The following is a 12,633-nucleotide window of genomic DNA, read 5'->3' as shown; positions in this document are numbered from 1 at the left end:
CGCAATATGATCTTAATATTCGATCCCCTTTCTCGCCAGGATGCCCTGGTCAAAGGGATGCTTCACTTTTCGTATCTCTGATACATAGTCAGCCAGAGCTGTCAGCTCCGGTGCCGGATCTCTTCCGGTCAGGACCACTTCCAGCGCTTCCGGCTTCCCTTCCAGGAATCCGAGCGCGTCTTCCCTGCCGATCAGGCCGTAGCGGTATGCTGCCATAAACTCGTCGATGACAAGCACCCGGAACTCTCCGCCAGCGATCCGCTCCTTAATGCGGTCCCACAGTTCTCCGTACATCTGCCGGACCTCTTCTTTCTCTTTCTCTGTCAGAGTGTTGAAAAAGCCGTATGACCGCTCCAGATGGAGAACCTCGATCTCAGGCACGGAATCCAGGACTTTCAGCTCCCCGGAGTCTTCATTCTTAAGGAAGCGGGCGAACAGAACCTTCATCCCGCAACCCGCCGCGCGAACGGCAAGCCCGATGGCTGCTGTGGTCTTCCCTTTTCCGTCTCCGCAGTAAATGTGGATCATTCCCTGCTCCATGCCGTCCTCCCTTTCTGCCTGTCCGTACCGCCGCCGGACCAGGCAGCCGCCCTGATTTGCCGACGCTTCTTCTCCAACTGATTTTTTATTTTATCACAGGCTCTCCCTGCGCACAATCTATTCTGAGATTTTTACCTATTCTTTTTTGTAATAATTTTGGATTTCTTTAATAAAATACAGGTTTTCAGCCGATTTCCACTCTGCCCCCTCAGCGCATAGATTGAACTGCTTCTTTCTATGATTTTTGTTGATTCTATTATTCTCATTTTTCAAAATTTCTTTTCATATTTGCAACAAATAGAGCCAACCTGAAATACTGGCTACGATTCTTTCGTTTTTTCTAAATCGCTAATATCATCTGTTTAATATCAACTGCTCTTTTCTTCTAAAAATACTAATTCTTAAACCAAACTCTTTGCCTCTTAGCAATACTTTCATTAGTATTTTCATTTCTTTTTCAAAATAAGCGGTTTAGCATAAATTTATTTTGTGAGCAACAGGTTTTTGAAATTATCAAATATAACTCGTATCAATTCTGGTTCATTAAGTGATTTTGCTATAAGTTCATATTCTTCCAATAATAATGTGGGGAAAAATCTTTTCCCATTTACCTTTGAATAGGGTCCATCACTTTCTATCAACAGTCTATCTTTCGGAATTACGCTCAAAATATTCATATTTTTTACCATACTAGCATTTACCGAAAAGTAGCATCCCAAACTAATAAATCCCTTTTGAAATTCAACATTTCCGGTATACCAATGTACTATACATCTCCTCGGACAATATTGACCTATAATTTTTAAGGCGATCTCTTCTGCTCCCCTTATGTGAACTGACATAATTTTATTCTCTTTAGAGCAAGTCTCAACAATTTTTTCGAACCACTTTATCTGCTGTTCTTTTTTTATCCCAGTTCTTTTTGTAAAATCTAATCCAATCTCGCCAACATATTCTGTCCATGAGAGCATCTTCATAAAATCTCTCAGATCTTTCTCTTTTAAATTCGAATTAAGTGGATGGAAACCCAATGCGAACTTAACATACTTGCTATCACCAAATATATTCTTACAGCTCAAATATACACCCGGAGAATTAGTCATGCACAATGTATACTGTTTTTCTGCAACAATCTTTTTATAAATCTCATTATAATTTTTATACATGTCCAAATGAAAATGAGTATCAATCAGTCCCTGCACAACTTTCTCCTATGAATTTCTTTATTGCATCATCTTCTGACAATAGCTCTATCAGATCTACCATTGTTGATTTATAAACTCTCAAAAACTTCTGAACTGATTCTTCATCCAGTTTTCCAGAACACCTTATCATATTTTTTAAGTCTTCATCATGGCTTTTTTTATATCTGTATAAGGTACTAATCACAGCACGCAAATCATTTGCCCTTTGATTGTTGGAATTATTCTTCAGGAATTCTGATACACCCTCAGTGTACCAATATCGAAAATCTTTTATGTCAAGCAAGGAACTTTTACGTATTAAACACGGATAACAATAGCCGCAATTTATAGGATAATCTGAATTTCGCTTTTTATCATATCGAGCTAAACACGGATGAGAACATGAGATTGTATCCATATAATGGTTTTTAAATGCTTCCGTATTTTTTACTCCATTAACAATTTCTCTCTTTGTTGAATAGGCATAAAAGTTCTGAATTGGATTATTTATTCCAACCATATGTAGAATATCCAAAAAAAGTCCCAAAAAATACGGATGAGTAGTTCTCGTACTGCAAGTTCCCTTCCTACTATTAGTCAATGGGATATTTAATCCGATAAATCCATTTTCTGGTATATAAACCGGCATATCATTGCCCAAAATACCAGCTATTGATAACGCTGCACATAAAAATAACAACGACCTTCCCCGGGATGTATCTTCATGTTTTTCTAAACGTTCCCCATTCATTGTAATAGGGGCACGTGAATTCGCAGAAAATCCAACAAATCGCACTTTTTGATTTGAATATATTTTCTGAAATGTCAATGCAAAATTTTCCTGTTTACTCCTCAATTTAGGATATTCATTATGACCTACTAAGCAAGGCGATTTTTCTTCCTCCAATAATTTTATTGCCCCACAAAATGAGTCTAAACCTCCAGAGAATAAACAAATACAATCACATCCCTTAATGTCAAGATGAATCCGATTTGGATATTTACGTTTGCTGTACATTTTTTCGCACTGTCGAAAATGGACATCCCATTTGTCACCCGTAAGAAATCCTAATGTTCGATTCCAGTATTCTTCTGTTCCACTCCATTTACGCATTTGTAACACCGGGATTGATACGCTAAGTTCTCTTGTCCAACAGTCTGGAAATAACCTCCTCGAAACTCTTTTATCTATCGCAAATACACTAATTCCTATGACAAATAAATCCTCGTAAATTTCTGGTAAAGCCATACAGTCCATTCTATACCATATATCGGTAATTCCCGAAAAAATAGTACTATATTTTTTTCTCGTCAATGTAAAAATATAGGAATCATTCCATTCAGCATTTGGGTACATTTCATTTTCTTTATCTATCCATACTCTCATCTTTATGCCTCTCTATAAAACAACTCAAATACCTGATACGCATCTTCAAGTGACCTTTTTACTATTTCTGAAGCTTGCATGTGTTCAAAGTCTATAGTCTTTATATCTTCCAGCTTCAAGTTATTATGTAATTCGTTGGAAATATACTTTCCCATCTCTTCTAATAAGCGCTCAGTTTCTTCTGGATTCCTTTTCATGCGTATCTTTTCCTCATATCGAAATGCAAAGCTAAATTTAATGTACTCAATTAGCATTTCTTTCAATAAAACATCTGGCGCAACGACTTTTAAATCTTCCAAATCTGTTATGTTCAACTCTTTCAAAGCTGCTCTAATAGCTTCTGCTGATAAATAATCTTCCGTTGTATTTCCATAATTTGTAAATTCCTGAACAAGTTCATTATATATTTCATCTGATGATTTTCCTATCAAATCATTACGATTAAACTCATGTAACGCATTATTTATTCCAGCATGCGATACCGCCTGAGCAAATGATAAAATACTTCCTGCTGCTTTTGTAAACTGTTCTGAAGATGCTAAATCATGATGCATTGCTGATGCAAATTTGCTGACTGCCTTAGCTCTAGACTCCATATTCCCATTTTTAATATAAGAAGTCACTGCACGTTTTGCTTGCGACCACTGCGGAGTTGTCGGCGCAATATATCCCTTTGATGTTCCCATACTAATCTCCTGGTTTCATAATTCTTTCTTTAATCTCTTGTTTTACATTTTTCAATTCGTCAAGCAAATGCTCTATTGCATCTTGATCTTCTAAATACATTGCCCTAAATGGCGGAAGATCTCCTGCTTCTAATGATTTCCCCGCCTTTTTTATTGCCTCGATTATTTCCCCACGATAATCAGAGAAATTTACGAATAGCAAGCTGTAAACATTTGATTCAACATCTCCAGATTCTATCTTTTTGATCAGAACTTTCATAACATCTTCTAAGTCAGATGGGCACAACTCTTTCATATCTTTCATTATTCCATCAGCCAATCCTGGATTAAACTTACCAATTCTCTCCAATAATTTTCTGCTTTCTTCACTCAATTCAGACTCAATGTCATCTTGCTTTTTCAATATTTCTCTCGTCAAATAAAAGTACTTGTCCAAATTCTTTTTTTCCAATTCAACTGGAGGACATTCTACCCATGCTTTAATTCGTGATTTATGCCATTTTGCAAATTCAGCATCTGGATTATCATCATCTAGGCTCTGCCTCATACGCTTAAACTGTTCATTTTCCGTGTCATAATTCGCATTCCACTCATTTAATTTATTAAATAAATCGGGATTTAATTTGTGCAAGGCAAGCAATTTCGCCATAACTCCCATATCAAGTTCATCACCATAATATAACTTTGATAACTGTCTCTTTGTAATAAATGTATTAAGGAATCTTTTTGCTTGCCGTGGATTTCCTTTAAGCGTATAGGCAACAATAGCACGAATCTGAAGAATCACATTTATAACCTCATCACATTCATTTTTCATCCCATTTTTATAAATATCGGATTCATTATTTACAATTTCTTTTATTTGCTCATAATTAATTGCACTTTCTCCTATCATCAATTTCTTCTCTTCTATTGTTTTTATCAGTACATCGAAACTATCTGGCTTCATATACTTCTGCATTACTAACAATAATAAATAGTTTTGAATGTCTTTAGATGACAACTCCGGTATATATACTGGAAGTTGTATCATTTTTTCAATATATTCTTTATCCAATTCAACATCAAAATTATCTACTTTTGGATATTTTTTCTTTATTGCATACTGTATTACATTTTCATCCGCAGCTATAATAAAAGAAGTTTTGTTCACAGACAAAAATAGTTTAATCACCTCTAGTGTTTCAATAATTCGTTCTGGTTGGCACCTATCCAAATCATCAATTAATACAACAACTCTTTTAATCTTGTCTGTATTTATCGCATCCTGAAACTCATTCTTAAACTTCCTTACATTATTTACTACACTATCATTAGTAGTGTTATCATCCTTAATATACTCATCTTTAATATGCTGAACTGAATCAGATATATTTTTTATCACATCTCCAATATCTTTAGCATTTTGAGGAACACTAAATAGCAGAGGCAATGGTGTTCCAGAAGCAATACTTGCAACTACAGGTGCCGCAGAAGATACAACTTTTGTTCCCAATTTAAAATAATCAATCTTTTTCAATAAGGTCCGAAACTTTTTCTTAGTCTCTTCTACTGGCATTCTTTCTTCCAGTTCTCTTAAAAGAGCTTCCATAATTGCAGCCTTTGCATCTTCATAACTTTCAAACATCCATGCATTAATCATTACACAGATAATATCATCTTTTCCTTCATAGTGCTGCTCAATCAAATTAAGCAACGTGGACTTTCCTGCTCCCCATAGACCTAATACGCCTATTGTCAATGGGTCTATATCTGTTTCTACAGCAATTTGAGAAACTATCTCAGCATATGGTTTATAAAACAACATATCTATTTTTGATGCATTATCTGTCCACATATCGTATCAACCTTTCTACCTCGGCCCTAAAAATTTATCCCCATCCAAATGGATCATATGTTCCGGCATCTCAGCGATCCATACTTCGGTCTCCCATGCCAGCTTCTCCGAAAATTTTTTATAAGTCTTAAAATCCGGGAAAGCTGTTACGAAAATTTTCCCTGCTGTCACATCTTTTGTCATTTCTGTGATCTCAAGGATACGTTTCGGATCCATCGGGCCTACCGAAGTCACCGATTCCACAAAATACAGCCAGTCCTTATCTTCACGATACAACACCACATCCGGCATCTTATCGTGAAGTGTAATTTCAAATCCCAATTTGGTCAGCTTCTCAACATTTTTCACCAGATCTTTTTCTATGGTATCACCCACATACAGACATTCTGAATCTGGCGCAAATCTCGGTGCAAATTCTTCAATAATTGCTTTCTGCAGCTCATTATGCTTTCCCGGTGAAAAACTGAAATCCTGTCCATTTATCTTAACAGGCATCATGATCATTTTCCTTTTAGAAGCATACGTTTCAACCAAACTCGGATGATAATGCTGAAATCTTCTCAAAGAAACCTCCCACTCTATTGTATCTCTAACTCTTAACAATTGAAACGTTTCTTTGGTCAGCCTGTACCGATAATTCGGACTATTTGTAGCCTTTCCATTATCTTCCACCAATGCTGCTGTACGGAAATGATGTAATGCCTGTTTTCTGAATGTTTCCCGGCTATTTTCAGCATATGTAGTTCCATAATACGAATTTGCGAACTGGATAATATCATGTATACGGATCCATTCGTTTGTAGCCTCTTTCCACTGCATATCCGGCTTTATTCCAGCCATAGCCAATATCACATAGCAGCAAATATCAGCCTGCTGTGCTTTGGGCATCCCTATTTGATCCAGAAATTCTCTTGTTTCTTCAATTTTATCCACAGTATCCCTCCAAAATTAAATCACAATTATTTTCCGACAGGTCTTTACTCCTCATCAGCTTTCTTCCCATCTCCTGTATACATTCCAGATCCGGCACCGGCATAGCATTGATCTCTGTTGAATTCACCTGTGTTGAGCCGTTTAATATACGGTAATATTTGTCATACAGTGTGGAATTGAAAAGGACGTACAAGCCATATACCAGACACTCCGACATTTCATAAAGTAATCCATCAATAAAATTGATTTTATTCTGTGTACTGATTTTCGAATACTGCGGATAGTTTTTCGCCAAATATACACCGCACTGCAGTCTCCGGTGTTCCTCCTTTGCCGTAAAACGCTTTACAAATAAGTAATTCCTGTTTTCCTGCATTAATCCCTTCTGATCTGTCACTACATATTCATGCTCTTTTTGAATTGGGAACTGTACTTTTCCCTGCTTTATATGCTGTGCATAAAACAAAGGAATTGCTCCTTCTTCTTCTGTATCTCGCAGGATATCCCGATTGCGGAAATCTACTGTCAAACCTGTTTTCATCTTTACGCCAATATCCGGCAGCGTTTTATCAAATTTATGAAGCTGCTCCAATACCTGAACTTCTTCCTCATTCGTCACCAGATATACGTAATGATCTTTGCCCGAGACCACCAGATCATATGGCACGGTCAGAGACATCAGATCACCAAAATCGTTATTAGACTTTGAAGATGTGATCGTAATACTTTGAGGAACTTTTTCCGTTTTCCGCACTTTAATAATCATTGTCTCCTGCAATACATCTTCTTTGTCAAATACCTTACTCCGACTAACAAATAAATGAATATGCTCAAGTTTCCCCTGCGTCAGAAAATATTCTCTGAATCGTCTAAAATAAGCGCCTGAAGTCCATGAACGTGGAATGATATACACCATTTGCCCTGCATCACGCAGGTTGAAAAGTCCCATAGAGGCAAATATAAAATAAAGATTCGGCGCTCCATAGCAGACTCCCGGCATGGCTATAGCCTCTGGTGCGCTTTTGGGGATCTTCATATATGGCGGATTCCCAATAACAAAGTCATATTTCTCAGGATTTGGATTTCCTCCGATCGTATAGTTAAAATCTAAATACTGACTTAAAATATAATTTCCCCGTATAATAAAAAAGGATACTTTCTTTGCAGAGTTCTCCTGACAATATCTCAGATTGTCTTCTAACAGCTGCAAAACATTTTCATCATTCTCATAGCAGGTTACCTCTATTTCTTCTACAAAAGGCAGCCTTTCCACTCGTTCTAAAAAAGCGCATGCTAAAATGCCGGAGCCAGCTCCGGCATCCAGTACACTGATCTTTGTCATATCAGGAGTAATATCATATAGACTTGCCATAAAACGAGCTGTTTCCATACTTGTAAAAAACTGCCCGTATTTTTTACGCTCTTTTTTGGGCATTGTATCAATATAACCATTTGTCGATTCTATAACTTTATCCAGCATAATTTCACCTGCTTTGTATATATCTGTGGCTTGATTATACTATATGTGGTGTTCTTTTTCAATCGCCTTTTTAGAACAAATGTTCTTTTTTGATCGATCATTTTTTTCATATCCCCAACTGTTCCAGCAGAATCTCCTTCGTCCTCTCCAGGCTCTCTCCTGCCTCCCGCGGCCTCCCGATGACCACGGGCACAGCTCCCGCCTGCCGGGCCGCTTCCAGCTTTTCCTCAAAACCTCCTGCCTTCCCTGATTCCTTTGTGACGAAATACGCCGCGTCCGCATACCGGAGCAGGGCCAGGTTCATTTCCCTGGAAAATGGTCCCTGCATGGCGATCAGATGCCTTCCCTGAAAGCCCAGTTTTGCGCTCTCTTCCACTGCTTCCGGCGTGGAAAGCACTCTGGCGAAACACCGGTCCTGGTAACCATCGATCTCTGTGTACAGCCGGAGCTCTTTGCTTCCGGTAGCGATCAGGATATTGCCCTGCGTAGTTTTCAGATAGTTCACTGCCTGCCTGACAGAATCCACCACGATCATCTCACCGTATCCGTCCGCTCCTGTCCGTTTCTGCTCCCCCTGCCTGTCCCCGGATCCTTCCACACTCACGTATGTTCCGGGATTTCCGGCCTCCTCCCGCAGGCACCTCACATACCGCACTCCTGTCCCGGTGCATGCGGCGCGGATATTTTCTGTGGCAGCAATGGCAAAGGGATGGGTCGCATCGATCACCAGACGGATGTCCTTCTCCTTCAGGAAGCCCTCGATCTGCTCCTGATCCATCCTCCCGGACAACACACGGATCCCCGGATGCTCCCCCAGGATTTCTTTCCCGTATTCCGTGGCGGTGCTGACATAACAGCCCATACCGATCTCCGCCGCATACTCCGCAAGCAGCCGCCCTTCGGTGGTCCCGGCAAAGATCAGGACGTCCGGTGCCTCTTTTTTCCTCTCAGCCTCTGGACCGAAATCCAGGATCACCGGCATCCTGACCAGTGCGCTGGTCATAGACTCTCCGATCCGCTTCCCCTGGATCAGCGTTCCGCCTTTTCCACACAGAAGGGCGGCCCTCTCGCATACATTGTCCACGCCTGCGGTGCGCTCTACAAAATCCGACCGGGACGTGACTTCCCGGATCTCTCTCAGCTCTTCCGCTGTGTAGACGGCGAGCGGGATCCTGTACTTTTCCGCCAGTGCGAGCAGAGCAGGTTCCTCCTTTTTCAGGTCAATGCTTGCCAGCGCCTGCACCTGTCCCATCACAAGCCCATGCTCTGCAAGCGCACTCTTAAGCCCTGACTCCAAAAGTTCCTTTGAGATTCCCCTGCGGCATCCGATACCTGCTGTCACATTCTTCGGGCGCAAAAGGAGCGTCCCCTCTTCCGGCTTCCTGGCGCTGTCCGCCACAAGGATCCTGTGCGGGAAGGATGCAGCCTCCTCCCAGTTCCCGCACAGGCAGATTTCCTGCGGAACCTTCCCTTTTACCTGACATTCCGGGGATTCCGTGAAGAGAGCGATCCGCTCTCCCTCCAGCACTGCCGCTGAGATGGCGCGGGCTTCTTCCCTGTCTTCCAGGTACAGCCCATTTTCTTCTGCGAACACATCCACCGCGAATTTTCCCTGCACATCCGTGGCTGTCGTGATGACGGCTTCAGCTCCCGTCTCTTCCGCCAGTTCCCGGGCAAGCCGCACTGCCCCGCCCACATGCCCGGACAACACCGGGATCACATACTGTCCCCTCTCATCCATCACAAGGACCGCCGGATCCGTAAATTTGTCCCTGACCCACGGGGCAATGTACCGCATCGCGATCCCTGCCGCCCCGATGAAGAGAAGGTCATACCTCCCCCAGTCTTCCCCGGCAAAAGCCCTGATATCCTCCGGCAGAGGTCCAGTCTCTCCGTCCGCATACTTTTTCACAGCATAGCCGGCGCACGTCTTTCCCATGCGCCGGAGTATCCTGCATATCTTTTTGTTCAATTCTGTCCCGGTGCGGGTGAAACTGAACACCCGCATTTTCTGTTCACACTCTCCCATATTTTTCTCCGTACTGTCTTTTTCCATACCGTCTTTTTCCATACCTTTTTTCATACTGTCCGTTTTCCACACTGCCTCTCCATACTGTTCTGTCTGGTACTGTTATTTTACGGGCAGTGTACCAGATCCGCCTGTATCTGAAAGTCTTTCTCCTTCTTTATGTGAAATACAGCTCTCCACTCCGCCCGGTCCACAGGTCCGAACCGCAGAGATGAATATGCAGACCTCACATTTGGGCTTTTCCCGCCTTCCATCGCATACATCGGGACAAGCACAGTACTAACTGCATGGACCGAAGGATCTGCATCGTTATCCCCCGCCCCTTTCCTGCGGGGCTGGTCCTCTCTCTCGCAGTCCTGTATGGTCAGTTCCTCCGGCGTAATATCCGGCTCCACTGTGTAAGTGATCTCCTGATAACAGGCAGGATATTCCAGATCCTTGCCCGGACCTCCCCAGTCCCCTTCGTGCTGTCCTGCTTCGCAGGAGAGGATCGTAAGAGTATATGTATCACCGGACAGAGGGTGGACCAACTGTATTTTTCTTGCCTGCTTTTTTCCGTCTCCCATTTCGTCTGATACGTCCCCCGTTCCGTCCGATATGTCTGTCACAAAATGCGCCGCAGTCACGGGCTGTTTTCGGGGAACAAGGATACATTCCAGCTTCCCGGGCTTCAGGACCGGAGTCCCGTCCCATTCAAAACAATTTCTGTGGAAGACCCATCCGTATTCCCTGCTGCATCCGTATGCTTCCATCAGGGTCTCTGTCTCCGGATCCATATCCCCATCCGGCAGCAGCGGATTCCATACAGTGCCGCACCCGAATGTACCTTTCAGTCGTGCTCCATCCATTGATAATAAAACGTCAAAATGTCCGCCAAACGGAGACTCGTTCTCCGCCTGCTCCAGCTCTTCATCCGACAGATCCTGATATCCCCTGTCTTTCCATTTTTCCATATATTCTGAAATATCCGGCAGAGGCACGCATATGCACAGATCAAGGACAGCCCCTTCCTGTCCTACATATACTGCGGGGATACGCACTTTTTTATTCTCCCATGCCAGCATATCCCCTTCCGCAGACCCATGCACAGGGATCTTGGCCAGGGGTGCTCCCGTCTTCCTGTCATCCCAGAAATTCGTTCCAAAATATACTTCCATGAAACATTCCACCTCCGTCCTTCCTGTCCTGTCAGGCCTTCCTGCCATGGCAGGCCTTTCTGTCTTCTCAGAAGAGACCTTCTGCCTTCTCATGGCACAGATATCTTCTCTTTCCAACTGTACGTTTCCCATACTCTACCGCCTCTTCGGGACAGACCGATATGCACGCCATGCAGTGGGTACACTTTTTCCCCCATTCCGGTCTTCCGTCTACAAGGCGGATATTGTTCAGCACACAGCTCTTCACACATTTCCCGCAGGAGATACACGCATCCGTGGCATAAAACTTTTTTGACTTCACAAGAAAACCATAGAACCCTGCATTTAGCAGCCCGCTGCTCTTGACCCTGTCCAGGACTCCTGGTTTTACCTCGGGGAAATCTGCCCCTTCACGGATATATCTGACACTGTCTTTTATCTTCCGTGCGGCATCCGCTGTCAGCCGGCGGCACTCTGCTTCCTCCGGCACCGAAAACAATGCCACATAATTTTCCGGCATGACGACTTCCAGCATTCCCTTGTAACGGAATCCTTTTTCTCTGCAGAATGCGGCGATCTTCTCTCCCGCATTTCCTGTCTCCCCGCCGCACGTAAGGATAAAATAGGCATCCCGCGTCCCGGAGAATCTGGACTTCCTGATAAACTCAGCGAACAGCCTCGGCAGCTGCCAGCAGTACGTGGGGCTTACAAATACCCATGGTCTCTGTGAAGAAAAATCGCCTCTTTTGCCCTCTTTGATGTAAGCACCTGCGTCCCGGATCTCATCCGCTGTCTCTGAAGCCGCCACCTCTGCCGCATAGCGGCTGTTCCCTGTGCCTGAAAAATAGATCACCATATCATTATCCCTCCGCGTCCTTTTTTCACAATTACGATTTATTCAGCTACATCCTCCAGCTGGAAGCGGATCACTTTCTCCAGGTCTTTTAACGTCAGCTCTACCTGATACCCGATCTTCCCTCCGCTGAAAATGATCCTCTCCTGCTTTTGAGCGCTCTTGTCGATGACTGTCCTAAACTGCTTCTTCATCCCGATGGGAGAGCAGCCGCCGTGGATATACCCGGTCAGGGGAAGGAGCTCTTTTGACCTGATCATCTCGATGCTCTTTTCCCCTACGCTCTGCGCGGCTTTTTTTAAGTTCAGCTCTTTATTCACCGGTACGACAAACACATAATTTGTCTTTGACTTTCCTACCGTGACCAGTGTCTTAAATACCATGTCAGGGTCCTCCCCGAGCGCTTCCGCGACTTCCGTACCGCTGACTGCCCCGGTATTGAGATAATTGTGGCTGGTATAGGGAATCTTTTTCTGGTCCAATATGCGCATGACATTCGTCTTGTCATTATTCTTTGACATAAAAATCCATCCTTTCAATGGCATTATAAAATTCTTCTTTTCCTCAT

General features: G+C 42.8%; 11 protein-coding genes. All 11 read right to left on the bottom strand.

Annotated elements, in window-relative coordinates; genetic code table 11:
- Positions 1-12: 12 nt before the first annotated feature.
- On the bottom strand, positions 13-540 hold the full coding sequence (locus B5G27_RS14175; protein WP_087179499.1) for a cob(I)yrinic acid a,c-diamide adenosyltransferase: 528 nt from the start codon (positions 538-540) through the stop codon (positions 13-15).
- A 482-nt stretch (positions 541-1,022) separates the two neighbouring features.
- Positions 1,023-1,742, bottom strand: coding sequence for a TatD family hydrolase (locus tag B5G27_RS14170; RefSeq protein WP_087179498.1), 720 nt, complete (start codon positions 1,740-1,742; stop codon positions 1,023-1,025).
- A complete protein-coding gene (qatC, locus tag B5G27_RS14165; RefSeq protein ID WP_087179497.1) occupies positions 1,726-3,111 on the bottom strand; it encodes a Qat anti-phage system QueC-like protein QatC in 1,386 nt (461 codons plus the stop codon). The genes B5G27_RS14170 and qatC overlap by 17 nt, the downstream gene beginning before the upstream one ends.
- Positions 3,112-3,113: 2 nt before the next feature.
- Entirely contained in the window at positions 3,114-3,797 is a 684-nt protein-coding gene (locus B5G27_RS14160) for a hypothetical protein (RefSeq protein WP_087179496.1), read from the bottom strand.
- Position 3,798: 1 nt separating this feature from the next.
- The gene (locus B5G27_RS14155) at positions 3,799-5,634 is read right to left on the bottom strand and encodes a KAP family P-loop NTPase fold protein (protein WP_087179495.1); all 1,836 of its coding nucleotides are present in this window, start codon (positions 5,632-5,634) and stop codon (positions 3,799-3,801) included.
- Between the two features lie 15 nt (positions 5,635-5,649).
- Entirely contained in the window at positions 5,650-6,567 is a 918-nt protein-coding gene (locus tag B5G27_RS14150) for a BsuBI/PstI family type II restriction endonuclease (protein ID WP_087179494.1), read from the bottom strand.
- Entirely contained in the window at positions 6,560-8,047 is a 1,488-nt protein-coding gene (locus B5G27_RS14145; protein ID WP_087179493.1) for an Eco57I restriction-modification methylase domain-containing protein, read from the bottom strand. The genes B5G27_RS14150 and B5G27_RS14145 overlap by 8 nt, the downstream gene beginning before the upstream one ends.
- Before the next feature lie 106 nt (positions 8,048-8,153).
- On the bottom strand, positions 8,154-10,130 hold the full coding sequence (locus B5G27_RS16820; protein ID WP_330399080.1) for a precorrin-6A/cobalt-precorrin-6A reductase: 1,977 nt from the start codon (positions 10,128-10,130) through the stop codon (positions 8,154-8,156).
- Positions 10,131-10,183: 53 nt separating this feature from the next.
- Positions 10,184-11,365 carry a hypothetical protein gene (locus tag B5G27_RS14135; RefSeq protein ID WP_143449742.1) on the bottom strand — a complete coding sequence of 394 codons (1,182 nt, stop codon included), beginning with the start codon at positions 11,363-11,365 and terminating at the stop codon, positions 10,184-10,186.
- The gene (locus tag B5G27_RS14130; RefSeq protein ID WP_087179491.1) at positions 11,301-12,068 is read right to left on the bottom strand and encodes an EFR1 family ferrodoxin; all 768 of its coding nucleotides are present in this window, start codon (positions 12,066-12,068) and stop codon (positions 11,301-11,303) included. The genes B5G27_RS14135 and B5G27_RS14130 overlap by 65 nt, the downstream gene beginning before the upstream one ends.
- Before the next feature lie 38 nt (positions 12,069-12,106).
- Complete coding sequence (gene ybaK / locus B5G27_RS14125) at positions 12,107-12,586, bottom strand: Cys-tRNA(Pro) deacylase (RefSeq protein ID WP_087179490.1); 480 nt, start codon at positions 12,584-12,586, stop codon at positions 12,107-12,109.
- Positions 12,587-12,633 lie beyond the last annotated feature (47 nt).

Origin of the sequence: Lachnoclostridium sp. An76 (assembly GCF_002161355.1) — a bacterium.
Lineage (GTDB): Bacteria > Bacillota > Clostridia > Lachnospirales > Lachnospiraceae > Mediterraneibacter > Mediterraneibacter caccavium.
This window is presented reverse-complemented; position numbering and strand designations above follow the sequence as displayed.